Source organism: Bacillus sp. F9_6S_D1_P_5 (assembly GCF_054823925.1).
On record NZ_JBTREW010000014.1, the window covers coordinates 106617 to 131675 of the forward strand.

The following is a 25059-nucleotide window of genomic DNA, read 5'->3' on the forward strand; positions in this document are numbered from 1 at the left end:
TTGTTTAATATACTAAATAAAAGGTGATGGAGAAAGGTGGAAATCGATGTTTGAAAAATTGTATGATGAGCATGAAAGTGTGAAGGTACGATTTTTAGGGTTTATGACACATGATACTCGTTATGATTTTGGTGTTATTTATACAAATATGTTTTTTGGAAAGCCACTCATTGTTTGCATGCAAACAGGAAGGTCTACTTTGCTTGGACGAGATGATGTAGAGAATGTTCAACATATACAGGAAATTTTCAAATTGGGATCAGAAAAAGAAGCGGCAGAGTTAGCTCAGTTCTTCAAATTTTTAGTCCCATCTACTTCTTTACATGCCGAATATGAAGAATAATTAATGTGAAACAGTCGTACTTATAAATATGGCTGTTTTTTCGTTTGAATAACGCATACTAATTTAAATTTAAAATATTTAATGTGTTATACTAAAAACCTATTGACGTAAAAAGTATAACATATTAAAATAAAGACAGAAAGTTAAGCGGTTACAAAAGTTTTTGGGATTATAAACTTAGGGGGAAATGAAAAATGGGAACGATCGTATGTCAAGATTGTGAAGGTACAATTGCACACTTCGAGGATGAAAAAGTAACGGTACTTTACGGGAAATGTGGATCTTGCGGATGTGATCACACAGAGCATACAAAAGCCCAATAATTGATAGGAAATGGACAGCTAAAAGTTTTTAGGACCATAAACTTAGGGGGAAATGAAAAATGGGAACAATCGTATGCCAAGTATGTGAAGGAACAATCGGACATTTTGAAGATGAAAAAACGACAGTGCTTTACGGGAAATGCGGTACAAATTGTGATTGTGCTAATAAAGATAAGGCGAAAGCTTAATTATAAATAAGAAAATTATTATTAAAACTCAGGGGGAAATAAAAATGGGAACAATCGTATGCCAAGTATGTGAAGGAACAATCGGACATTTTGAAGATGAAAAATCAACAGTACTTTACGGAAAATGTGGATCTCATTGCGAGTGTGACCATAAAGAACATGCAAAAGCTTAAATAAGAAAAAGCGCCTACATATGTAGGCGCTTTTTTTAATAAATTGTAGTTGTATTGCCAACTGTTGCAACGATTGCATCATCTCTAATTGGAATAAACCCTATGGATGTCTGTGGAGTTTTAGGAGAAGCGTAGTGGCTCATGAGACGGCTATCAATACGGGTAATAGTATCGGTCAAAAAAGCTGAAATAAAAGCGTAAGGGACTCGTCGTTCATTTAACGAGTATATAATTTCCTCTTTTGTTTTTACACCTACGCCATGTCCGTAAAAAAAGAAATTTCCTAGGTAGATTGTATTTTCTCCTTGCCACTCAATTGTAGCTGGATTCACTTGTGGATTTTTAAAATAAACGAGATCACCTGGTACAAGATCGCCACCCGTTTTTGTTATGAGCTTTAAATCTTGATCGTAGTCCCACGTATAAAGTAAAAGGTTTGCAAAGAGGCGGTTGAAAGTTTCTTCTTCATATAATGATAGTAAAGCTTTGTAAAAAATAATAATCATCGCGGTGGCACATTCAGTTCCATATAGTTTTCCGTTTTTGAAAATATCTTGTATGGCAATGGAAGGGGGTATGTTTGGAAGGAGCTCGAATCCTCCAAGTGACGTTCTTTTCCAATACTGAGGGTTGCAAAAGGATTGTTGAAATGTGCGAAACTGAAATCCACTTTGAAAAAGTTCTAATGCAGAAGTAATAATATTAACGCGCAAGTTTAAATCAAAGCTGAGTTCATCAGATGTTCGGAAGGAATAGATTTCTTGATTTCCTGCCATTATAGATAAAATTTGTTGTTTCTCAGCTGCAAATGGCTCATATTCATTTGTGATATAAGGATGTACAATAGAACGGCCTATTACAATCATAATAGTATCCCCACCTATACGTTACATTACATAATATCGTATGAGAAAAGGAAAAAAGGGTGAAAGAAAAGCCTATCAACTGATAGGCTTGTACTCTTTAATCACACGTAATGTTTGTAATGTCATATCTTCAGGACCTTGTACAGGTAAACCTGCTTCTAAGTTTTTACGAATATACTCTAAGTTATCTTGTGTAATAATTTCCCCCGGAGTAAAGATTGGAATCCCTGGCGGATAAACCATAACGAAATCAGCTATAATACGACCGGCTGCATTTTCAAATGGAATGACTTCTGTTTCCGAATAAAAAGCGTCCCGAGGAGAAAGTGCTAGCACTGGTATTTCTGGAATTTCTACTTGTATTTGAACACCTTTATCAGCTTTATTTCTAAATGTTGCTGCTAAATCTTGTAATGCTGCAATAAGTGTATTCGTCTCACTTTCTGTATCCCCGAAAGTGACAAGACATAGTATGTTGTATAAATCTGAGAGTTCTACTTCGATATTATATTGCTCTCTCAGCCATACTTCAGCCTGATGGCCTGTAATACCTAAATCTTTTACAGATACAATTATCTTTGTAGGATCATAGTTAAAAGTAGCATCCGTACCTAGCATTTCTTTCCCAGGACAGTAAAGATGCTCAATATCATTTATAGCATCACGAACTTGTGTTGCTAATTGTATTGTTTGTTCTATGAGTGCAGTTCCTTCTGTAGCAAGACGTTTTCTAGCAACATCAAGAGATGCTAATAAGATGTAAGAAGTTGATGTAGTCGTAAGCATGCTAATAATAGATTGAACATGTTTTACGTTCACAAGGCCTTCTTTCACATTAAGAATAGAACTTTGCGTTAAAGATCCTCCTAATTTGTGAACACTTGTTGCTGCCATATCAGCTCCGGCTTGCATCGCTGACATCGGCAATTCATCGTGAAAATGAATATGAACACCATGAGCTTCATCAACGAGTACAGGGATATCATAAGAATGTGCTAATTGTACAATCTGTTCTAAATCCGCAGCAAAGCCAAAGTATGTTGGGTTAATAACAAGTAAGCCTTTCGCATCTGAGTGCTCTTCAAGCGCCTTTTTGACAGATTGAATTGTAATTCCATGTGAAATACCGAGTTTTGGATCGATCTCAGGATGCATAAAAATCGGTTTTGCACCTGAGAAGATAATAGCTGACATTACTGATTTATGCACGTTTCGTGGTACTAGAATTTTGTCACCAGGACCGCAAACGCTCATCACCATTGTCATAATAGCGCCGCTTGTACCTTGAATGGAAAAAAAAGTATGGTCTGCACCGAATGCAGCGGCTGCTAAATCTTGTGCTTCTTTAATCATACCTTTTGGATGATGTAAATCATCGAGCGGCGCAATATTAATTAAATCAATTGCTAATGCATTATGCCCAATAAATTCGCGAAATGTAGGATCCATGCCTTGTCCTTTTTTATGACCAGGAATATGGAATTGAATTGGATTTCGCTTACTGTGCTCAACTAAAGCGGTAAACAATGGTGTTTCGTATTGGGACAATCTATACACCCCTTCTTCTTCTTAATATTTAGTATAATTTGTTTTATATAATCCTGTACTAAAAAAGTTAAGACCTTGTTAGTATGAGACTTGTTTTTCTGCCATTCACAAAAGTGTTTTTGAGATGGTAGGTTCACTTTATTTTTTATAAAACAAAAGCATTATATCACCAATAATTATAGATGTATAGAAAAAAATATTTTGACAGTGGATAAGTTAAATAGTTATTCCGAACTTACGTACAGAGGAAGAGAATTCCATCATAAAGAATAAATAGTGTATAATGCAAAGTGGCTATAGTGAAGAATAAAAAATCCCTTTAAGATAGCATATTGAAAATAAGAAGAAATGATGAATGAGGTGCAAAATGGAATATCAATATCCGTTAGATTATGATTGGTCAAATGAGGAAATGGTTGCAATTGTGAAGTTTTATGAAGCGATTGAGAAAGCATATGAAAAAGGAATTACAAGGGAAGAATTAATGGGATTATATCGTCGTTTTAAGGAGATTGTTCCATCGAAAGCAGAAGAAAAGAAAATTGATAAGGAATTTCAAGAAGTAAGTGGGTATTCTATATACCGTGCGATTCAAAGGGCGAAAGAAACTGAAGAACAAAAGCTTGTGAAAATATAAAAAATATTTTGAAAAATAAAAACTGAAGTGATATAATGTGATAACAACTAAAAACGGACAATATTAATTGTCCGTTTTCTACTATCGATTACAAAGCGCATATAAAGGAAGGAGTGATTGCATCGTAGATTCAATCTTAGCAAGGAATTGTTCGTTGGTCATTGCTGAAAACTCCTCTGGTGATATATGGATACCAACTAATAATTCTGCTTTTTTCACAGTAGCTAGACGTTCAATCATCTTTTGTAAGTCTTCTGTTCCAAGTGTTTTATGTGATTTTACACTTGGTTTAGTATGGTCAATGGACCAAACGAAGTCATTTGGAATATTTGTTTTTAAATCATTTAAATGTTCTAAGAAGGCGTGAGCCGTCTCCACTTTTTGTGGACACTCATAGATTAAACCAAAGTATATGAAGGCATGAGTACCCCATAATCCAATTTGGAAATGTGGCAGCATTTTATATCCTCGTTTATTTGTTGAAAAAGCAACCCAAGTATCGTTTGGTGGATTGACTTTACGACGTGCATGTTTTGCGACATGATAAAAAAAGTTCTCATCAGTTTGTTTTGATAAATATGCTGCAAACTGTTCCCCTAAAGCTTCTAGCTTAGGATGAATGTTCGTTTTAATTGCACTCATTCGTTCTTCGAGACCATCAACTGTAAAGACCTCAAAATCAGTTGATTTGAATGTTTGTAGTGTCATGATTGTTCCTCCAACTCCTATTTTGCTTTTATTTTAGCATAGCTTGTACTATTCATAAAAAAAACAGCACAAAAAAATTTAAATAAAAAAATATAATTTTGTTGCATAGATGATTTATCCAACATAGTATAGTATAAAACAAAAAATCAGAAAATTTAATCAATTCTAGTCCGAGGGCAGACGAATATTGGGAGGAGGCAAATAATATGAGACAGGTGATTAATGCGTTAAAGAGAACAGATGCTGAAAAGAGAATTCCGGTGCTACGTTTGGAGCTAGATTATGAATTAGCAACTTTATATGATGCGATGATGGAAGATGATAAACAGAAAAAAGAAGAGTGTGTACAAAAGTTAGAAGTGTTAAGACTTGAAATGATTCGTTTAGAAGCGTAATAATAGTATATGTATAAAAAATTAGTTGGTGCGAACCTTATAAAGGGTTCGTTTTTTCTGTGAACAGTATAGATCGGAGTGTTTAAACATGCAAGAAGTATGGAAAGACATCGATGCACACGCCAAACAGTGGATTCGAGATGCGGGAGAGCGTTTAATGGCATCAATGAAAAAAGCACTTATTATAGAAACGAAATCCAATGCAGCTGATTTAGTAACAAATATGGACCGAGAAATAGAACAGTTTTTAATGGGGAAAATTAAAGAGACATTCCCGAATCATAATATTTTAGGGGAAGAAGGCTATGGAGATGAGGTAACTTCTTCTGATGGGGTTGTTTGGTTAATTGATCCAATTGATGGCACGATGAACTTTGTTCATCAAAAGAGAAATTTTGCAATTTCAATTGGAATTTATGAGAACGGTATCGGAAAAATTGGACTTATTTATGATCCAGTTCATGATGAATTATATCATGCGCTAAAAGGGACTGGAGCTTTTTGCAATGAAGTACCAATACCTTTATTAGAAAAAGGGACTGTAGAGCAAGGGATTGTAGCTTTAAATGCGATATGGCTTACCGACAATCCATTACTCAATATGGAGAGTATGATGGCACTTGTTAAGAAAGCAAGGGGCACAAGATCATATGGCTGTGCCGCATTAGAGATGGTATATGTTGCAACAGGGAGAATAGATGCATATGTAACGCCGAGATTATCACCATGGGATTTTGGTGGGGGACAGATAATAGTGGAGGAAGTTGGAGGCAAGGTGACAACATTCTCTGGAGCAACGCTTTCTATTATAGAGAAGAGCAGCGTATTAGTTGCGAAACCAGGGGTGTATGAAGAGGTGTTATCGTTTATATCGGAGTAACAAAAAAAGTAAGAGGCTGTATACACGCTTCTTACTTTTTGACGTTATTGCGATTTACGCATTTTTCTTTTTGTTACAAAACCGTATCCAACTGTAACAAATGTGCCGATAATGCAAATAATAACACCGATTGGACTATTTTCAGCAACCATAATGCCGATACCGATTAAGAAGATAACACCGATAATTGCAGTTAATAAAAAGCGATATTGAATGTGTTCCATTTCTTCACCCTCCAATCTCATTTTACTTTCACAAAAGTAAGAATACAACTATATTTTCATTCTTGATTTTATTTTAATTGCTATTGTATCCCCTTCGCTCTTATAATAGAGAAGGATTAAAAAGACATTAGGAGTTGGACATGTTGAAAAAACGACAAGATTTACGTAATATAGCAATTATTGCCCACGTTGACCATGGTAAAACAACACTTGTTGACCAGTTATTACGTCAAGCGGGGACTTTCCGTGCGAACGAACACGTTGAAGAGCGCGCAATGGATTCAAATGATCTAGAAAGAGAACGCGGTATTACAATTTTAGCAAAAAATACAGCGATTCACTATGAAGATAAAAGAATTAACATTTTAGATACACCAGGTCACGCTGACTTCGGTGGAGAAGTAGAACGTATCATGAAAATGGTTGATGGTGTTTTACTTGTTGTTGATGCATATGAAGGTTGTATGCCACAAACACGATTTGTTTTAAAGAAAGCTCTTGAGCAAAACTTAACTCCAATCGTAGTTGTAAACAAAATTGACCGTGACTTCGCTCGTCCTGATGAAGTAGTTGATGAAGTAATCGATTTATTCATCGAACTTGGTGCAAACGAAGATCAATTAGAGTTCCCAGTTGTATTTGCATCAGCAATGAACGGAACAGCAAGCCTAGATTCAAACCCAGCAAATCAAGAAGAGAATATGAAATCATTATTTGATACAATTATTGAACATATTCCAGCGCCAATCGATAACAGCGAAGAGCCACTTCAATTCCAAGTAGCACTTCTTGATTACAATGACTATGTTGGACGTATTGGGGTTGGCCGTGTATTCCGCGGTACAATGAAAGTAGGACAACAAGTTGCTTTAATGAAAGTTGACGGAAGTGTAAAACAATTCCGTGTAACAAAATTATTCGGTTACATTGGATTAAAACGTCAAGAAATTGAAGAAGCAAAAGCTGGTGACTTAGTAGCCGTTTCAGGTATGGAAGATATTAACGTTGGTGAAACAGTATGTCCAGTTGAGCATGAAGATGCGTTACCATTATTACGTATTGATGAGCCAACACTACAAATGACGTTCCTTGTAAATAACAGTCCATTTGCAGGTCGTGAAGGTAAATACATCACATCTCGTAAAATTGAAGAGCGTCTTCGTTCACAATTAGAAACAGATGTAAGTTTACGTGTAGATAATACAGATTCTCCTGATGCATGGATCGTATCTGGACGTGGGGAATTACACTTATCTATCCTAATTGAAAACATGCGTCGTGAAGGTTATGAACTACAAGTATCTAAGCCAGAAGTAATCATTAAAGAAGTTGATGGCGTAAGATGTGAGCCTGTAGAGCGCGTACAAATCGATGTACCTGAAGAATACACTGGTTCTATTATGGAATCTATGGGTGCACGTAAAGGTGAAATGTTAGATATGGTGAATAACGGAAACGGTCAAGTTCGCCTTACTTTCATGGTCCCAGCACGTGGTTTAATTGGTTACACAACAGAATTCTTAACATTAACTCGTGGTTACGGTATTTTAAACCATACATTCGATTGCTACCAACCAGTACACGCTGGACAAGTTGGTGGACGTCGCCAAGGTGTTCTAGTTTCACTTGAAACAGGAAAAGCATCACAATATGGTATTATGCAAGTTGAAGACCGTGGTGTAATCTTCGTTGAACCAGGTACAGAAGTATATGCTGGTATGATTGTTGGAGAACACACTCGCGAGAATGACTTAACAGTTAACGTTGTGAAAATGAAACAACAAACTAACATTCGTTCTGCAACGAAAGATCAAACTTCAACAATGAAAAAACCACGCTTAATGACTTTAGAAGAGTCATTAGAGTACTTAAACGATGACGAGTTCTGTGAAGTAACTCCAGAATCAATTCGTTTACGTAAAAAGATTCTTGATAAGAGCGAGCGCGAAAGAGCTGCGAAGAAAAAGAAATCTGTAGAAGCGTAAAATATTAGAACAGCTACCTTTGAGGGGTAGCTGTTTTTTTTACTGTATTTATTTTTGGAATATTTACGCTTTTTTTGTGGACAGTATTTTTTTTGCGGGTTACTCTTGTATTAAGTACATAAATAAAATTTGTTTTTTTGTGAGAAGGGGGATGAATTATGTTAGAAAGGATGTCGTTTTTTGCGAAATTATGTAAAGTTGATGAAAATCCAGAACTAGGGATGTGGTTACTGTATGGCGTTATTATTATATTAAGTGCACTTGTGTATAATTTAGGTTTTGCAAGAAAATTATCAATAGTAAAAAATATAGTGATATATATATCGTTAGCGATTGGATGTACAGTTTTAACTTTCTTTGCAGTTTTTTTACCTGTTGGAGAGGGGCTTGTTGTAGCGGCAATTGTGCTTGGGATTTATAGGTTGCGATTACATCAAGCAAGACAACAAAAAGCAGGATGAGGGGGCGGGGTTTTATGCGTTCAGTGCAAGATGCGTTATATAATTGGTTAACAATTAAAACAGTTGCCGAAGCACGTCCAGATGATAACGCAGCAAAAGAAACGTATTTACTATTTCAAAATATGATATATGAAGAGCACAAATTAAAGAATGTGGAAGTTGAAAAGAACGAAGAAATGTATTTGATTTCATATGAAATCAATGGGGAAAGAAAATCTGCAAGGTTTCCATTAGAAGCTATTGATTGTTTCTTGGACCAAATGAATCGTGAACCAGAAAAATACAAATAAGTCCTTAATCATATAGATAAGGACTTATTTGAGTTTTACCAATCGTCTTCTACTTTTTTATCACGATATAATCGGAAATTACCACTCGCATGGCGTTCTATAGTACGCTCAGCAATTCGTTCTGAACATTCCATGCACATATATGTATGAATAGGGCGATTACGCAGTTTTTTTGCCATAGGATTTTCATCATCTAACATATCTTTTTTATCACAAATCATACATTTGACTCTCATTTCGTCACCTCAATACGAATTCTATCAGTATAAGTATATCATGGAAGTATAATGTTTTTGAATAATAGTGGGAAAAAATAATATTTTCGCAATTCGAAAAATAAGTTATGATAAGGATATATTAAGTATATTTGGAGGTGGAAATATGGCGAATGTAGTAGAGCCTACATTAACAGATGATTTGGTACAAACGTTACGTAAAGAGTGTATTGTTATGGTAGCAACAACAGATTTCGAAAAACAAGTTCCTAACGTAAGTGCTATTTCTTGGGTGTATGCAGTGAGTGAAACTAGTATTCGATTTGCAGTAGATCAACGTTCACGTATTGTGGAAAATATACGGCATAGTACTGGGGTGGTATTGACTATAATGGCGAATGAATCCGTATTTTCCATAAGTGGTGCAGGTAAAATTTTGACTGATAGAATGGAAGGCATTCCTCTAAAATTAACTGTAATAGAAGTAAATGTACAAGAAGTACGTGATGTTATGTTTTATGGAGCGAAACTTGCAACTGAACCAACGTATGAAAAAACATATGATATTCGTGCAGCGAAAAAGCTGGATAACCAAGTGTTAGTAGGGATAAAAGAATTATCAATGTGATAAATAAGAAAGTCAGTTATAAACTTTTTAAATCAGTTATTGTGATTTTATGTTAATAATTATAATTAAAAGTAATATATTGAATAGAAATGAATAAAAAATAAATAAAAGGTTTAATGGCTATGAATTTCGATTCTACCTCGTTTATACGGTACATATAATTATAACAATGGTTCGTCCATATTTTATGGATGAAACCCTTGTTCTACAAATTTAAAAGTGGAGTCAGGGGGTAACAGGTTGGATAAAATTTATGTGTTAGATACGAATGTACTTTTGCAGGATCCTTTATCTATTTTTTCATTTGAAACCAATGAAGTAGTGATTCCAGCAGTTGTATTAGAAGAGGTTGATTCGAAAAAACGTTATATGGATGAAGTAGGACGAAACGCTCGTTATGTATCTAAGTTAATAGACAAATTTCGTGAAATAGGAAAGCTGCATGAAAGTATTCCGCTAGAAAACGGCGGTACATTTCGTATTGAATTAAACCATCGCTCATTTGTCCAACTACAAGATATTTTTGTAGAAAAGACAAATGATAATCGAATTTTAGCTGTAGCAAAAAATCTATCTTTAGAAGAACAAGAAAAAGAGGACGGGAAGTCTGTTATTTTAGTAAGTAAAGACGTGCTCGTAAGGGTAAAAGCCGATGCAATTGGTTTGAAAGCGGAAGATTATTTAAGCGACCGTGTAATTGAAGTAGACAATATATATTCAGGATTTTTAGAAGGGTATATATCAAAAGAGCAATTGGATTATTTTTATGAAAAAGGTGAATTGCCTTTATCCGAAATTGCAAATCATCCTTTTTATCCAAATCAGTTTGTAGTAATGAAAGATGCATTAGGGGGATCTAGTTCAGCACTTGGCATTGTGGATCATTTAGGTAAGAAGGTAAAGAAACTTATTTTTCACAATGAACAAGTATGGGGAATACGACCACGAAATGTGCAGCAAATTATGGGATTAGAATTGTTGCTCCGTGAAGATATTCCGCTAGTAACCTTGACGGGGAAAGCTGGTACAGGAAAAACATTGCTAGCTTTAGCTTCGGGACTCATGCAAACGGAAGATTTAGGGTTATATAAAAAACTACTCGTTGCAAGGCCAATTGTTCCGGTCGGAAAAGATATCGGTTATTTACCAGGAGAAAAAGAAGAAAAGTTAAGACCGTGGATGCAACCGATTTTTGATAATCTAGAGTATTTATTTAATACGAAAAAGCCAGGAGAGTTAGATGCTATTTTAGCTGGAATGGGTTCGATTGAAGTAGAGGCCCTTACCTATATACGCGGAAGAAGTATTCCAGATCAGTTCATTATAATTGACGAAGCGCAAAATTTAACGAAGCATGAAGTGAAAACGATACTAACAAGGGTAGGAGAAAAAAGTAAAATCGTATTAATGGGAGATCCTCAGCAAATTGATCATCCGTATTTGGATGAGTATAATAACGGTTTAACATATGTTGTAGAGAAGTTTAAAGAGCAACGTATTAGTGGTCATGTGAAATTTGTTAAAGGGGAGCGATCTAATTTAGCTCAACTAGCAGCAGATTTATTATAAAAAGGAGTGAGCCTTGGCTCACTCCTTTTTTCTTTCGAATATACACTTTAAATAATGGTAAATTTACGGATGTTACGGATCGGGTTTTGTCTATTAGATCCATCATTGTAATATAGATGAACGGGTCCATCTTCTTTTAATGGTTTCCCTTCATTTGAAAAACCAAGAATAGCATTTTTGACAGTTTCTAACGGAAGCGTTATTGTTTGATCTACTGTTTCAATGTCGACTTGCGTAGCGTCATCTAAAATCTCGGCGTTAGCAAGAAAAGGATGGAATGGTATGCCGAACGTTCCAGTAATTAGCTGTTCTTTTTTATATTTCTTTACACTTTGTTGTATCGGTGGAAACGCAGCACCATCACGAATTTCTCGGTCCCAATGCTCTGAAGTATTTTTTAAATAAGTTTCTAGTTCTGATATGTTTTCTCTCGTTTCATCAAAGTAAGTTGTCAAATCTACTTTTCGATCATCAAAGATCCAAACGGTTGGATCGATAGTGATTGGAAAACGAACTTTTCCATTAATAAATAAAATTTCGCTCATTGTTGTTCCCCCATTTGTGTTATACTCCCACTTTTCAGTATAATAGTATTAGACACTATTGTCACAAAAAATGTTTCTATTGCAATTTATTAAAACTATCGCTAATATTAATAGATAGGAGAGAGTAGGACGGAAACGGAGGGAATCAATTTGGCGTCTGAGACAGTATCAAATCATCAGGAAAAGGCACTAGCCCTTCTACAAGCGGATGCGGAGAAGATTTTAAGACTTATTAAGGTGCAAATGGACCATCTTACAATGCCGCAATGTCCATTATATGAAGAAGTGTTAGACACACAAATGTTTGGACTATCCCGCGAGGTCGATTTTGCAGTTCGCCTTGGTCTTATTGCAGAAGAACAAGGGAAAGCAATGTTAGGAGAGCTTGAACGTGAGTTATCTGCACTTCATGAAGCATTTACAAACAAACAACAATAACGGGTTCAAATAAGGGGGCTCAAACTGAAAAAGTTTGGGCTTTTTATTTGTATAATAAAGCAGGAAGAATCAATGTACATATGGAATACAACAATAATTAAATTGAAACAGAGAGAGGAAATGAAATGAAAAGAGTATGGAAATCAATGGATTACTCATTGTTACTTCCTCTTGTTATCTTATGTGTGTTGGGAGTTATAATGGTATATAGTTCTAGTTCCATTGTCGCAATTTTATCGAAATATAACTGGCCAGCAGATCATTTTTTTAAAAAACAATTAGTTGCTCTTGCTATTGGAACGGTAATGCTTGTGATTGTCGTTATAATCCCTTACAAATTGTGGAGGAAAAAAATAGTTCTAACAGCGATGGGGCTAGGGAGTATTGCCTTACTAACAGCAGCTCTCCTTTTCGGTAAGGAAATCAATGGTGCAAGAGGATGGATACTAGGTATACAACCAGCTGAGTTTGTAAAAATAGTAGTTATTATTACGCTAGCAAGTTTTTTTGCTAAGAAACAAGAGAGGCAAACCCCTTTTTTCCAAGGGATAATACCTCCCCTAGTTGTTGTCGGTGGATCGGTGGTATTAATTTTATTACAAAATGACTTAGGGACTGACATATTAATAGGTGGAACAGTGTTAATTATGTTCTTCTGTTCAGGAGTTAATGTTAACTTGTGGATAAAAAGATTTTTATTAACATCTGTCGTGTGGATTCCTGCGTTGTATTTTATTGGAGACTATAAATTAAGTAAATACCAAAAAGCCCGATTTTCAGTTTTTCTTGATCCATTTAGTGATCCTCAAAATGATGGATTTCAATTAGTGAACTCCTTTATTGGAATTGCTTCAGGTGGGTTAAATGGTAGAGGACTAGGAAACAGTATACAAAAGTATGGCTACTTACCAGAGCCGCAAACGGATTTTATTATGGCGATTATATCTGAAGAACTAGGGTTTATAGGAGTAGCTATCATTTTGATCTGTTTATTACTTATTATCATTCGTTCGTTTAGAGTAGCGCAAAAATGTAAAGATCCATTTGGGAGTTTAATTGCGATCGGAATTGCAAGTTTACTTGGGATACAAACTTTTGTTAATGTTGGTGGTATGTCTGGATTAATACCGCTTACAGGGGTACCTTTACCGTTTATTAGTTATGGTGGTAGTTCTTTATTGGCTAATCTAATTGCGATGGGTATATTATTAAATGTTGCTAGTCACGTAAAGCGACAAGAGAAGCAGCAAAATGAGGAAATGAAAGAAAGAGAACAAGATGGACCACGTCTTGTAGTTGTGAAATAAAAAACACATTGTGCTTTAAAGCGCGATGTGTTTTTTATTTTCAAGAAACTTCAAATATGATACATTAATTCGTATTAATACTAAAAGATATATCACATTTAATTTAATGTGATATACAATTAAGTTGTTAGAAAAGGAAGAGGTATGCTATACTATTTTTGTGAAACAATTTGATCAGAAAACTTATCATTTGTTAAAAAATAAGGTATGATGGATAAAAATAAAGTGAAGCTTTCTAAGTATAATATAATGTAGAAAGTGAAGAACTTCACGCTCTTTATGGTGTGTATATATTTTATCTCTAGAGTGGTAGGAAAGTAGAGGGGGAAAATCATGACAAAGCTGCAACGTATTCAAAAAGTATTGGTAGCTAACCGTGGAGAGATTGCAATTCGTGTGTTTCGAGCTTGTTCGGAACTTGGATTAAAAACAGTTGCAATCTATTCTAAAGAGGATAGTGGTTCTTATCATCGTTATAAAGCCGATGAGTCCTATTTAGTTGGGGAAGGGAAAAAGCCAATTGATGCTTATCTAGATATTGAGGGCATTATTGAGATTGCAAAAAGTAATCATGTAGATGCAATCCACCCTGGATATGGTTTCTTGTCAGAAAATATTCAATTCGCAAAACGTTGTGAAGAAGAAGGAATTATCTTTATCGGTCCAAAGAGTAAGCATTTAGATATGTTTGGAGATAAAGTGAAAGCAAGAACACAAGCGCAGCTAGCACAAATTCCAGTTATTCCTGGTAGTGACGGTCCAGTAGATTCAATAGAAGAAGTCGAAGAATTTGCTGAAAAGTATGATTACCCGATTATTATTAAAGCTTCCCTTGGCGGTGGCGGTCGTGGTATGCGTATTGTACGTACTAGTGAAGAATTAAGAGAATCGTATAATCGAGCGAAGTCAGAAGCAAAAGCAGCCTTTGGTAATGATGAAGTATACGTAGAAAAATTCGTTGAAAAACCTAAACATATAGAAGTTCAAATTTTAGCAGATGAAGAGGGCAATGTTGTTCATTTATACGAGCGAGACTGTTCTGTACAACGTCGTCATCAAAAAGTTGTAGAAATTGCACCTAGTGTGTCACTTTCAGATGATTTACGTCAACGTATTTGTGACGCTGCTGTGAAGTTAACGAAAAATGTAAACTATTTAAACGCAGGAACAGTTGAATTCCTTGTAAAAGATGATAATTTCTATTTCATTGAAGTAAATCCACGTGTTCAAGTTGAACATACGATTACAGAAATGATTACAGGAGTAGACATCGTTCAATCACAAATTTTAATAGCTGATGGACATGCATTACATAGCAAAATAGTCGGTGTTCCAAAGCAAGAGGAAGTTGTTGTACATGGGTTTGCAATACAATCACGTGTAACGACTGAGGATCCACTAAATAATTTTATGCCGGATACAGGAAAAATTATGGCATACCGATCAGGTGGTGGTTTCGGTGTTCGTCTTGATACAGGTAATAGTTTCCAAGGTGCTGTTATTACACCGTACTATGATTCTTTACTTGTAAAAGTTACAACATGGGCACTCACTTTTGAACAAGCTGCTGCGAAAATGGAACGTAACTTAAAAGAATTCCGTATTCGTGGTATTAAAACAAATATTCCATTCCTAGAGAATGTAGTAAAACATAAAAACTTCTTATCAGGAGAATATGACACTTCATTTATTGATGCGTCACCTGAACTATTCTTGTTCCCAAAACGTAAAGACCGCGGAACGAAAATGTTAAATTACATTGGGACAGTAACAGTAAATGGTTTCCCGGGAGTAGGGAAAAAAGAGAAACCAATTTTCCCAGATGCTCGTATACCGAATGTATTACATTCTGAGCCAATCCAAAATGGAACGAAACAAATTTTGGATGAGCGTGGAGCAGACGGATTAGTGAAATGGGTACAAGATCAAAAACGTGTACTTTTAACAGATACAACATTCCGTGATGCACATCAGTCATTACTTGCAACTCGTATTCGTACAAAAGATTTACATCAAATTGCAGAACCGACAGCGAGAATGTTACCGAACCTATTCTCAGCGGAAATGTGGGGCGGTGCAACGTTTGATGTTGCGTATCGTTTCTTAAAAGAAGATCCATGGGAACGATTGCTAGATCTTCGTGAAAAAATGCCAAACGTTTTATTCCAAATGTTACTTCGTTCTTCAAATGCAGTTGGTTACAAAAACTATCCGGATAATTTAATTCAAAAGTTTGTGGAATGTTCTGCTCAAGCTGGAATTGATGTGTTCCGTATTTTTGATAGTTTAAACTGGGTAGAAGGTATGAGAGTTGCGATTGATGCTGTACGAGATACTGGTAAAATTGCAGAAGCAACAATGTGTTACACAGGAGATATTCATGATCCGTTACGTAGTAAATATGATTTAAACTACTATAAAAATTTAGCAAAAGAGTTGGAAGCATCAGGAGCTCACATTTTAGGTATTAAAGATATGGCGGGCTTACTAAAACCAAATGCAGCATATGATCTAGTTTCAGCGTTAAAAGAGACGGTATCGATTCCGATTCACCTGCACACACACGATACGAGTGGGAATGGTATATTAACGTATACGAAAGCAATTGAAGCTGGTGTTGATATTGTCGATGTAGCAGTGAGTTCTATGGCTGGTCAAACGTCACAACCAAGTGCGAACACGCTATACTATGCGTTAGGTGGAAACGAAAGACAGCCAGACGTTAATATAGATTCATTAGAAAAACTATCTCATTACTGGGAAGATGTACGTAAATACTACGCACCGTTTGAAAGTGGTATGAATGCTCCTCATACAGAGGTATATATGCACGAAATGCCAGGCGGACAGTATAGTAATTTACAACAACAAGCGAAAGCGGTTGGTTTAGGGGATCGCTTCGATGAAGTAAAAGTAATGTATCGACGTGTGAATGACATGTTTGGTGACATCGTTAAAGTAACGCCATCATCAAAAGTTGTCGGTGATATGGCATTATTTATGGTGCAAAATCACTTAACAGAACAAGATGTTTTAGAGCGTGGGCATTCTATGGACTTCCCGGGATCTGTTGTTGAAATGTTCTCAGGAGATTTAGGACAACCATATGGTGGTTTCCCGAAACAGTTACAAGAAATTATTTTAAAAGGGAAAGAGCCATTAACAGTAAGACCAGGTGAATTATTAGAGCCAGTAGATTTCGACGCGTTAAAAGAAGAGTTGTTCCATAAACTTGGACGCGAAGTGACGATTTTTGATGTAGTTGCATATGCATTATATCCAAAAGTATTTATGGATTACGAAAAAGTCGCTGAGCTTTATGGAAATGTATCTGTTCTTGATACAGCGACATTCTTCTATGGCATGAGACTTGGTGAAGAAATTGATGTGGAAATCGAACAAGGTAAAACGTTGATGGTTAAACTAGTATCAATTGGAGAGCCTCAGCCAGATGGAAATCGTGTTCTTTACTTGGAGTTTAACGGTCAACCACGTGAGATTGTTGTGAAAGACGAAAGTGTGAAAGCAACAGTGGCACAACGTGTGAAAGGAAATCGTGAAAATCCAAACCACATTAGCGCAACAATGCCAGGAACGGTTATTAAAGTAGTTGTAAAAGAAGGCGATGAAGTGAAAAAAGGCGATTCTATGGCAATTACAGAAGCGATGAAAATGGAAACGACAGTTCAAGCGCCATTCAATGGTAAAGTGAAAAAAGTATATGTTAACGATGGAGATGCAATTCAAACGGGTGACTTACTTATTGAATTAGATCACTAAAATAGAAAAGAGCTGTGTAAATGCAGCTCTTTTTCTTTATTAAGAAAAAATACCTTGCCAATTCGGCAAGGTATTTTAATGTGGATTTATTTTGTTTGTTTAGAAGTTGATGCAGATTCTTTTGCATTCACTTTACTTCTTGTACCTAACATAACTAAATAGCACAGTACAGCAAACAAGCAAGAAATGAATAGTGAATGTAATAATGCCATTGCTAAACTAGCATTTGTAAATACGACTAAAATTCCTACGATAGCTTGAAGTGTAACAAGGATAAATGAAATAATCCATCCCCAGTATACGACAGGCTGCTGCTTGTAATGACGAATAGCGAGAATCATCGCGTATAGTATCCAAGCGAAAATTAACATCGCTGCAACTCTATGTCCCATTTGAACCCATTCATGTAACTGAGTTGGCATAGGTCTATTTTTGCTACACAAAGGAAAGTCTGGACAGGCTAAGCTAGCTCGTTCGTGACGTACTAAAGCACCTGTGTAGACAACGAGATAACAGTAAATTGTTACACCGTAAATATGAAATTTCATTTTTTTGTCCATAATAAGTGAACGTGCATCAAATTTTTGGTCAATTTCAAAGATCAGACACGTTAATAAAATAACAGAAGCAAATGAAATTAAGGAAATACCGAAATGGATAGCAAGTACAGCTGGCATTTGCCCCCAAACAACTGCTGCGGCTCCCATTAATGCTTGTGCAACTAAAAATACGAAGGATAAAATTGCTAACGTTTTTGTTTCGCGCACATGTTTATAATATTTCCAGGACAAAATACAAAGGAGAGTGACAAGAATTCCTGCTGATCCTGATGTAAGGCGATGACTTAGTTCAATAATAGTTTCCATTGATAAATTAGATGGAACAAATTCACCGTTACAAAGTGGCCATGATTTACCGCATCCTTGGCCAGAACCTGTTTTTGTAACTAAGGCGCCTCCTAATAAAACTATTAATAAATCAAGACTCGTAATGACTGCTAACCATTTAATAAAGCGTTGCAATCTCTTTCACCATCTTTCTGCTATGAAGTTATTGCGAAATATTTTCATTCCATTATGTATAGAATAAAACGCGCTAGTTCCTATGATATATAAAAAATAATAAAATAGCAAAGAAATGGCGGGTGGAGACAGGGGAGAGAAAATGGGTGTGGAAATAAGATATATAAGGAAATTTTTAGGTGAAAAATAGGCTATTTTGAAAAGAAATGGGGAGAATACGTGTTAAATATGACAAAAAAGTTTATTATAGAAGGTAACATCATGTTATGATATGGATAAGTAACAATTACGTTTTTTATATTCGACACAAAAAGTTCATGTTTTCTTCACAAAATGTTCGGGAAATATGATTTAATATATTGGAGTATGGGCGTAGATTAGTAGTAGAATGGGTTAACAATGTTTCTACTGTAATAATATTGCTATATAGAGGCGAAATATTTCATTTGAAATAGGCGCAAAAAGAAAGATGAAAGTTTTAAGAGGGGGTTAAAGTGATGAACCATGCAACAAGTGAGCTGCATGATGAGTCTGCTGTTACAAGTATACCGGAAACAACTCGGTTACAAGATTTAAAAGCACTCGTTAAAATGGGGATTGTAAACTCAAATACACTTACTGTATTTACAGGATTTTGGTTGGCATTACACTTTAATGGATTAAGTGTGATGGACAATCTGGATAAGTTATTTTTTACAATCGTTGGTTCTGGATTAGTTATGGCAGGGGTATGTTGTTTAAACAACTACATTGATCGAGACATCGATCCATTAATGGAAAGAACAAAGACCCGTCCAACGGTTACTGGAAAGTATAAACCAGGATTTGCACTTACATTTGGATTAGTTATATTACTTCTTGGATTTGTATTTTTATTATTAACAACACCAATGGCAGTGTTAATGGGGTTTATTGGTGCTTTCACATATGTTGTTCTATATAGTTTATGGACAAAGAGAAAGTATACACTAAATACTGTAGTAGGCAGTATCTCTGGTGCAGTTCCACCTTTAATTGGATGGGCAGCAATCGATCCATCTTTAGGTCATCCAATTGCTTGGATGCTATTTTTGATTATGTTTATTTGGCAAATCCCACATTTCCTTGCATTAGCAATGAAACGTGTTGATGAATATCGAAATGCAGGAATTCCAATGCTTCCTGTAGTTCATGGATTTGAAATTACGAAACGCCAAATTATGATTTGGACAGTATGTTTATTACCACTACCATTTTATATGAGTGGACTAGGGATAACATTTATGGTAATTGCAACACTGCTTAACATCGGATGGATCGTTTTAGGATTTTATGGCTTCCGTAAGAAAGATGACATCAAATGGTCTGTGCAAATGTTTGTTTATTCCCTAAATTATTTAACAATCTTATTTGTATCAATGATTGTAGTTACATTCTTCTAAGACAACGACATAATTGGATTTCTTTACGTTGAGATTTACTTTACTTAACTATAAAGTACAATCTAATTCACAAGGAAAGTGGGGGTTGTTTGTATGAAGAAACAGTGGCGACTGCTTTCGTTCGTTTCACTGCTGGCTTTACTGTTAGGGGGATGCGGTAAAGCCTTTCAATCTACTTTAATTCCGCAAGGAGAAGTAGCAAAAATGCAATATGATCTGCTCTTACTAGCAAGTGCAATCATGGTAGGAGTAGTATTAGTAGTTACTATTATTTTCTTATATGTAATTGTGCGTTTCCGACAAAAGAAAGGTCAGGAAGATTATATTCCAGAGCAAGTTGAAGGGAATCACAAACTAGAAATTATATGGACAGTTATTCCGATTATTCTTTTGTTAATCTTAGCTGTTCCAACGGTTACATATACATTCAAACTTGCTGATGTAAGTGCGATGGAGAAAAAGAATATTGATAAAGATACTATCGTTGTTGATGTAACAGCGAATCTTTATTGGTGGGAATTTTCTTATAAATCAGAAAAAATAGTAACTTCTCAAGATTTAGTCATCCCCACAGGTAAGAAAGTGTATTTGAATTTGAAGGGTGCCGATATTAAACATTCGTTTTGGGTTCCATCTTTAGCTGGGAAAATGGATACAAATACAGATAATGTGAACAAAATGTGGTTAAAGGCAGATAAATCGGGCACTTATAATGGTTTTTGTACAGAATTTTGCGGCCCATCACATTCTTTAATGCAATTCAAAGTGAAAGCTTTAGATGAAAGCGAGTACAAACAGTGGCTTGCTGATATGAAGAAGATTGATGGGAAGAAAGAAGTAGCTTCAACGAAGGCGCAAGAAGGCCAAGAAATATTTAATAAAAGCTGTATTGGTTGTCACGCAGTTGGATCTAATGATAGTAGACCACCTTCCGCTCGTATCGCACCAAACTTAGCAAACTTTGCGGATCGCGATACAGTTGCCGGCATTGCCGAAAACAATGAAGAAAACTTAAAAAAATGGTTGAAAGATCCTGAAAATATGAAACCAGGAAATAAAATGACTGGTAAATATGGCAACTTAACGGATGATCAAATTGATGCATTAAATGCATACTTACAAACGTTAAAAGTTGAAAAGTAAAGAGGGATTATTCGCGAAGGGGAGGTTGAAAACGTGAGTTCTGTAGCAAAAAAACAGGGGATGGGTGCTGTCATATGGGATTATTTAACGACAGTAGACCATAAAAAGATTGCCATTCTCTATTTAATTGCAGGTGGATTGTTTTTTGTAATAGGCGGAATAGAAGCTCTATTTATTCGCCTTCAATTAGCGATTCCTAACAACGCTTTTCTTGTTGGGGATGCTTATAATCAAGTATTAACGATGCACGGTACAACAATGATTTTCCTCGCAGCTATGCCACTCGTGTTTGCATTTATGAACGCCGCTGTACCACTTCAAATTGGTGCACGTGATGTAGCGTTCCCGTTTTTAAATTCACTTGGATTTTGGTTATTTTTCTTTGGTGGAGTATTTTTAAATTTAAGTTGGTTTTTAGGTGGAGCACCTGATGCAGGATGGACATCTTATGCATCTTTAGCTTTAGCTTCTAAAGGCCATGGTGTTGATTTTTATGTACTCGGCTTACAAATCTCCGGTATTGGTACATTAATTGGAGGTATTAACTTCCTTGTAACTATTATTAATATGCGTGCACCAGGGATGACGTATATGCGTATGCCGATGTTTACATGGACGACATTTGTAACATCTTCGCTAATATTATTCGCTTTTCCGCCGTTAACTGTAGGATTAGGACTTTTAATGTTAGATCGTTTATTTGGAACAAGTTTCTTTAATCCAGCATTGGGCGGGAATACGATTATATGGGAGCATTTATTCTGGATTTTCGGTCATCCAGAAGTATACATTCTTATACTCCCAGCTTTCGGAATATTCTCAGAAATCTTTGCGACATTTTCGAAAAAACGATTATTTGGTTATTCGTCGATGGTGTTCGCGACAGTATTAATTGGATTCTTAGGATTTATGGTATGGGCGCATCATATGTTTACTGTTGGGCTTGGTCCAGTTGCAAATGCTATTTTCTCAGTTGCAACAATGGCGATTGCAGTACCGACCGGTATCAAAATATTCAACTGGCTCTTTACAATGTGGGGAGGAAGTATTCGTTTTACGACACCTATGATGTGGGCGGTGGCTTTCATTCCATCATTCGTAATGGGAGGAGTTACAGGTGTTATGCTAGCATCTGCGCCAGCGGATTATCAATTTCATGATAACTATTTCGTAGTAGCTCACTTTCATTATGTAATCGTCGGCGGTGTTGTATTTGGTTTACTTGCAGGAGCTCATTATTATTGGCCACTGATGTTTAATAAAGTATTGAATGAAACGTTAGGGAAGATAACATTTTGGCTATTCTTTATCGGTTTCCATTTAACGTTCTTCATACAGCATTTCCTTGGGTTAATTGGTATGCCACGTCGTTACTACACATATCTTGAAGGTCAAGGGTTGGAAATGGGGAATATGATTAGTTCTATTGGAGCGGTATTTATGGCTCTTGGAACGATTGTTCTTCTATTCAATGTAATTAAAACGACAGTTTCAAAAGAAAAGGCTGGTCGTGATCCATGGGATGCTCGTACATTAGAATGGACAATGCCAGCACCTACACCAGAATATAACTTTAAACAATTACCATTTGTTCGCGGGTTAGATCCGTTTTGGATTGAAAAACGTGAAGGGAATAAAGAGATGACAGCGGCGGAACCAGTTGGTGATATTCATATGCCGAATCCATCATTTTCACCATTTGTCATTTCTTTAGGATTGTTTATAGCGGCATTCGGTGCAATGTATATGCAGAGTGGAAAAGATAAGTTTTGGTTATTAGTAGCAATTATCGGTTTAATCATTACATTTGGCGCAATGTTCCTACGTTCAGTAATCGATGATCACGGATATCATATTCATAAGGAAGATTTAGAAGATAAGGGGGGCAAGGCATAATGCATGTAGATGAAAAATTAACGAATGAAACATTTCCAGCAGAGCCTGAAAAAGCAACCCTTGAGGGGAAAAATAAGTTTGTCGGTTTTTGGTTATTTCTTGGAGGCGAAACAGTATTGTTCGCTTCCTTATTTGGCACATATTTGGCGTTAAAGAATTCTACAAATGGTGGACCAACATCTCAAGAGATGTTCCAAATGCCACTCGTTTTCATTATGACGATGCTTTTATTAACGAGTAGTTTAACGAGCGTATATGCAATGTATCATATGAAAAACTTTAACTTTAAAAAAATGCAACTGTGGCTACTAGTAACAGTGCTGTTAGGTTTAGGTTTTTTAGGATTTGAGATATATGAGTTTTATCATTATACGCATGAATTTAAGCATACTATGAGAAGTAGTGCATTTGGTTCCGCGTTTTATGCTCTTGTTGGTACACATGGACTCCACGTATTGTTTGGATTATGTTGGATTTTAACATTAATCTTTAGAAATGCGAAGAGAGGTCTAAATTTATACAATGCACCGAAGTTTTATGTTGCATCGATTTATTGGCACTTTATTGACGTAGTTTGGGTGTTTATTTTCACTGTAGTATATTTGATGGGAATGGTGGGATAAACAATGGCGATAAAGCAAACGAATAATCCTAAAGTTGATCTTGTTTATCGGAAGAGAAAAAGTGCGGAGGAAATGAAGCATCAAGTTATTACATTTGCATTAATGATTTTTTTAACATTAGTTGCATTTGCAGCAGTAGCATATCCGAAAACTTTTAGTCCGACTTTCTCAGTACCATTTATTTTACTATTAGCGGTGGTACAAGTAATTTTTCAATTGTATTATTTTATGCATATGAGTCATAAAGGACATGAAGCAGCAAGTTTCTTTCTTTATTCTGGTCTGTTAATCGGGTTAATTACAATTTTAGCTTTTATGACAATTGTGTGGATTTGAAAAGTGAAGAATAAGGGAGCTTGTGTCGTCACAGCTCCCTCTTCATGTTATGTGAAAAGGTAACCTTAAGAAGGTAGGTGTGACAATGAGTAACTTGTGGATATTTGGTTTTCAAGCTCTATGGAGTCCGATCTTTTTACTATTTATGCTTTCAATCCTTATCGGGTACTTTTTAATTATTGGACCATATAGAATGCGATTTGAACATGCGACAAAGGTAAGTAAGAAGCAAGTTTTTTATTTTACGACCGGGATTGTTCTTTTGTATTTTGTAAAGGGAGGGCCTATTGATTTAATTGGTCATATTATATTTAGTGCACATATGTTTGAAATGGCAGTCATGTATATTGCCGTTCCACCGTTATTGTTGCTAGGTATACCAGTTTGGTTATATCGTTATATTACTTCTTTTAAGTTCGTTCAAATTATATTGAAGATATTTGCTCAGCCACTTATTGCATTGTTTGTATTTAATGGCCTGTTTTCTTTTTATCATTTACCAGTTGTTTTTGATACAGTAAAACAAAGTCAAATTGCTCATCCTATTTGTCTCGCTATATTGTTCTTTACAGCAATCATGATGTGGTGGCCAATGCTAAATCCATTACCAGAATATCAAACGTTAAGTGATATAAAGAAACTTGGTTATATGTTTGCTAACGGTATATTATTAACGCCAGCTTGCGCGTTAATTATTTTTGCGACGTCACCGTTGTTTGCAACGTATACGGATTCGGCTGCTTGGATGAAGGCGATGGAACTATGTGTACCAGCGGGAACTTTATCTGATTTGAATATAACTGGACCGGAATTTTTACACTGGATGCCGGTCGTACAAGATCAACAAACAGGCGGCATCATTATGAAAATTGTCCAGGAAATAGTGTACGGTACGATTATTGGCTATGTATTTTTTAGGTGGGCACGTAGAGAGCGTGAAAAGGATAAAGAACAGTTGCAACAATTACCTCCGTATTTACAGACGAAATAAAAACGAGTGCATCAAGTATGATGCACTCGTTTTTATTTTCAGGCTGTGGAGAAAGTCTTCTCCACAGCCTATTTTTGTGTCTGAACCTCTTTTTATGTGTCAACACTGATAAAAAAGAGGAAAA

General features: G+C 35.8%; 28 protein-coding genes. 21 read left to right on the plus strand and 7 right to left on the minus strand.

Annotated features, from left to right (window positions below):
• The first annotated feature begins 46 nt into the window (after nucleotides 1-46).
• The 4 genes from ACUXEY_RS18305 to ACUXEY_RS18320 all read left to right on the plus strand — a co-directional run bounded on the left by ACUXEY_RS18305 (nucleotide 47) and on the right by ACUXEY_RS18320 (nucleotide 1027).
• On the plus strand, nucleotides 47-343 hold the full coding sequence (locus tag ACUXEY_RS18305) for a DUF3055 domain-containing protein (protein WP_166701962.1): 297 nt from the start codon (nucleotides 47-49) through the stop codon (nucleotides 341-343).
• A gap of 194 nt (nucleotides 344-537) precedes the next feature.
• The gene (locus tag ACUXEY_RS18310) at nucleotides 538-666 is read left to right on the plus strand and encodes a GapA-binding peptide SR1P (protein WP_000536778.1); all 129 of its coding nucleotides are present in this window, start codon (nucleotides 538-540) and stop codon (nucleotides 664-666) included.
• A gap of 59 nt (nucleotides 667-725) precedes the next feature.
• Entirely contained in the window at nucleotides 726-854 is a 129-nt protein-coding gene (locus ACUXEY_RS18315) for a GapA-binding peptide SR1P (protein ID WP_000536800.1), read from the plus strand.
• Between the two features lie 44 nt (nucleotides 855-898).
• On the plus strand, nucleotides 899-1027 hold the full coding sequence (locus ACUXEY_RS18320) for a GapA-binding peptide SR1P (protein WP_048530698.1): 129 nt from the start codon (nucleotides 899-901) through the stop codon (nucleotides 1025-1027).
• Between the two features lie 35 nt (nucleotides 1028-1062).
• Here ACUXEY_RS18320 and ACUXEY_RS18325 read toward each other — a convergent pair whose 3' ends face one another.
• Both ACUXEY_RS18325 and speA read right to left on the minus strand, forming a co-directional pair.
• Nucleotides 1063-1893, minus strand: coding sequence for a protein-glutamine gamma-glutamyltransferase (locus ACUXEY_RS18325; RefSeq protein ID WP_151632785.1), 831 nt, complete (start codon nucleotides 1891-1893; stop codon nucleotides 1063-1065).
• Between the two features lie 75 nt (nucleotides 1894-1968).
• The gene (speA, locus tag ACUXEY_RS18330; protein ID WP_166701964.1) at nucleotides 1969-3441 is read right to left on the minus strand and encodes an arginine decarboxylase; all 1473 of its coding nucleotides are present in this window, start codon (nucleotides 3439-3441) and stop codon (nucleotides 1969-1971) included.
• A 367-nt stretch (nucleotides 3442-3808) separates the two neighbouring features.
• Between speA and ACUXEY_RS18335 the strand changes: the two genes are divergently transcribed.
• On the plus strand, nucleotides 3809-4078 hold the full coding sequence (locus ACUXEY_RS18335) for a UPF0223 family protein (protein WP_166701965.1): 270 nt from the start codon (nucleotides 3809-3811) through the stop codon (nucleotides 4076-4078).
• A gap of 81 nt (nucleotides 4079-4159) precedes the next feature.
• Here ACUXEY_RS18335 and ACUXEY_RS18340 read toward each other — a convergent pair whose 3' ends face one another.
• Nucleotides 4160-4786, minus strand: coding sequence for a YktB family protein (locus ACUXEY_RS18340; protein ID WP_166701966.1), 627 nt, complete (start codon nucleotides 4784-4786; stop codon nucleotides 4160-4162).
• Nucleotides 4787-4992: 206 nt separating this feature from the next.
• Here ACUXEY_RS18340 and ACUXEY_RS18345 point away from each other — a divergent pair, with 206 nt between their 5' ends.
• Together ACUXEY_RS18345 and ACUXEY_RS18350 are read left to right on the plus strand one after the other, a co-directional pair.
• Nucleotides 4993-5181: a hypothetical protein gene (locus tag ACUXEY_RS18345; protein ID WP_001250164.1), complete on the plus strand. Its 189-nt coding sequence runs from the start codon at nucleotides 4993-4995 to the stop codon at nucleotides 5179-5181.
• 88 nt (nucleotides 5182-5269) lie between these two features.
• A complete protein-coding gene (locus tag ACUXEY_RS18350; protein ID WP_461301278.1) occupies nucleotides 5270-6061 on the plus strand; it encodes an inositol monophosphatase family protein in 792 nt (263 codons plus the stop codon).
• 44 nt (nucleotides 6062-6105) lie between these two features.
• Here ACUXEY_RS18350 and ACUXEY_RS18355 read toward each other — a convergent pair whose 3' ends face one another.
• The gene (locus ACUXEY_RS18355) at nucleotides 6106-6285 is read right to left on the minus strand and encodes a DUF5325 family protein (protein WP_000400130.1); all 180 of its coding nucleotides are present in this window, start codon (nucleotides 6283-6285) and stop codon (nucleotides 6106-6108) included.
• Between the two features lie 140 nt (nucleotides 6286-6425).
• Here ACUXEY_RS18355 and typA point away from each other — a divergent pair, with 140 nt between their 5' ends.
• The 3 genes from typA to ACUXEY_RS18370 all read left to right on the plus strand — a co-directional run bounded on the left by typA (nucleotide 6426) and on the right by ACUXEY_RS18370 (nucleotide 9021).
• A complete protein-coding gene (gene typA, locus ACUXEY_RS18360) occupies nucleotides 6426-8270 on the plus strand; it encodes a translational GTPase TypA (RefSeq protein WP_000914759.1) in 1845 nt (614 codons plus the stop codon).
• A gap of 158 nt (nucleotides 8271-8428) precedes the next feature.
• Nucleotides 8429-8731: a YlaH-like family protein gene (locus ACUXEY_RS18365; protein ID WP_087958542.1), complete on the plus strand. Its 303-nt coding sequence runs from the start codon at nucleotides 8429-8431 to the stop codon at nucleotides 8729-8731.
• A 14-nt stretch (nucleotides 8732-8745) separates the two neighbouring features.
• Complete coding sequence (locus ACUXEY_RS18370) at nucleotides 8746-9021, plus strand: hypothetical protein (protein WP_166701968.1); 276 nt, start codon at nucleotides 8746-8748, stop codon at nucleotides 9019-9021.
• A gap of 35 nt (nucleotides 9022-9056) precedes the next feature.
• On the opposite strand, the gene ACUXEY_RS18375 is transcribed toward ACUXEY_RS18370, so the two are convergent.
• Nucleotides 9057-9257, minus strand: a complete 201-nt coding sequence (locus ACUXEY_RS18375) for a YlaI family protein (RefSeq protein ID WP_033662466.1) — start codon at nucleotides 9255-9257, stop codon at nucleotides 9057-9059.
• Between the two features lie 145 nt (nucleotides 9258-9402).
• Here ACUXEY_RS18375 and ACUXEY_RS18380 point away from each other — a divergent pair, with 145 nt between their 5' ends.
• Together ACUXEY_RS18380 and ACUXEY_RS18385 are read left to right on the plus strand one after the other, a co-directional pair.
• Entirely contained in the window at nucleotides 9403-9864 is a 462-nt protein-coding gene (locus ACUXEY_RS18380; protein ID WP_166701969.1) for a pyridoxamine 5'-phosphate oxidase family protein, read from the plus strand.
• A 240-nt stretch (nucleotides 9865-10104) separates the two neighbouring features.
• Entirely contained in the window at nucleotides 10105-11433 is a 1329-nt protein-coding gene (locus tag ACUXEY_RS18385) for a PhoH family protein (RefSeq protein WP_000358079.1), read from the plus strand.
• 47 nt (nucleotides 11434-11480) lie between these two features.
• Here the strand turns inward: ACUXEY_RS18385 and ACUXEY_RS18390 are convergent, their stop codons facing one another.
• Entirely contained in the window at nucleotides 11481-11978 is a 498-nt protein-coding gene (locus ACUXEY_RS18390) for a peptidyl-prolyl cis-trans isomerase (protein ID WP_166701970.1), read from the minus strand.
• 150 nt (nucleotides 11979-12128) lie between these two features.
• Here ACUXEY_RS18390 and ACUXEY_RS18395 point away from each other — a divergent pair, with 150 nt between their 5' ends.
• The 3 genes from ACUXEY_RS18395 (at nucleotide 12129) to pyc (ending at nucleotide 17503) form a co-directional block, all read left to right on the plus strand.
• Nucleotides 12129-12416: an Fpa/YlaN family protein gene (locus tag ACUXEY_RS18395; RefSeq protein WP_000135695.1), complete on the plus strand. Its 288-nt coding sequence runs from the start codon at nucleotides 12129-12131 to the stop codon at nucleotides 12414-12416.
• A gap of 125 nt (nucleotides 12417-12541) precedes the next feature.
• Nucleotides 12542-13723 (plus strand): putative lipid II flippase FtsW, encoded by a 1182-nt coding sequence (gene ftsW, locus ACUXEY_RS18400; protein WP_429599626.1) that lies wholly within the window; start codon nucleotides 12542-12544, stop codon nucleotides 13721-13723.
• Nucleotides 13724-14056: 333 nt separating this feature from the next.
• Nucleotides 14057-17503: a pyruvate carboxylase gene (gene pyc, locus ACUXEY_RS18405; RefSeq protein ID WP_166701972.1), complete on the plus strand. Its 3447-nt coding sequence runs from the start codon at nucleotides 14057-14059 to the stop codon at nucleotides 17501-17503.
• Nucleotides 17504-17589: 86 nt separating this feature from the next.
• Here pyc and ctaA read toward each other — a convergent pair whose 3' ends face one another.
• Nucleotides 17590-18525 carry a heme A synthase gene (ctaA, locus tag ACUXEY_RS18410; RefSeq protein ID WP_166701973.1) on the minus strand — a complete coding sequence of 312 codons (936 nt, stop codon included), beginning with the start codon at nucleotides 18523-18525 and terminating at the stop codon, nucleotides 17590-17592.
• 497 nt (nucleotides 18526-19022) lie between these two features.
• Here ctaA and ctaB point away from each other — a divergent pair, with 497 nt between their 5' ends.
• The 6 genes from ctaB (at nucleotide 19023) to ctaG (ending at nucleotide 24935) form a co-directional block, all read left to right on the plus strand.
• Nucleotides 19023-19946 carry a protoheme IX farnesyltransferase gene (gene ctaB, locus ACUXEY_RS18415; protein WP_001015052.1) on the plus strand — a complete coding sequence of 308 codons (924 nt, stop codon included), beginning with the start codon at nucleotides 19023-19025 and terminating at the stop codon, nucleotides 19944-19946.
• Between the two features lie 93 nt (nucleotides 19947-20039).
• Complete coding sequence (gene coxB, locus ACUXEY_RS18420; protein WP_048530648.1) at nucleotides 20040-21089, plus strand: cytochrome c oxidase subunit II; 1050 nt, start codon at nucleotides 20040-20042, stop codon at nucleotides 21087-21089.
• Nucleotides 21090-21149: 60 nt separating this feature from the next.
• Nucleotides 21150-22985: a cytochrome c oxidase subunit I gene (gene ctaD / locus ACUXEY_RS18425; protein WP_461301280.1), complete on the plus strand. Its 1836-nt coding sequence runs from the start codon at nucleotides 21150-21152 to the stop codon at nucleotides 22983-22985.
• Complete coding sequence (gene ctaE, locus ACUXEY_RS18430) at nucleotides 22985-23608, plus strand: cytochrome c oxidase subunit III (RefSeq protein WP_000557861.1); 624 nt, start codon at nucleotides 22985-22987, stop codon at nucleotides 23606-23608. The genes ctaD and ctaE overlap by 1 nt, the downstream gene beginning before the upstream one ends.
• A gap of 3 nt (nucleotides 23609-23611) precedes the next feature.
• Nucleotides 23612-23944 (plus strand): cytochrome c oxidase subunit IVB, encoded by a 333-nt coding sequence (ctaF, locus tag ACUXEY_RS18435; protein ID WP_000985699.1) that lies wholly within the window; start codon nucleotides 23612-23614, stop codon nucleotides 23942-23944.
• Between the two features lie 85 nt (nucleotides 23945-24029).
• Nucleotides 24030-24935: a cytochrome c oxidase assembly factor CtaG gene (gene ctaG, locus ACUXEY_RS18440; protein ID WP_166701975.1), complete on the plus strand. Its 906-nt coding sequence runs from the start codon at nucleotides 24030-24032 to the stop codon at nucleotides 24933-24935.
• Nucleotides 24936-25059: the final 124 nt, after the last annotated feature.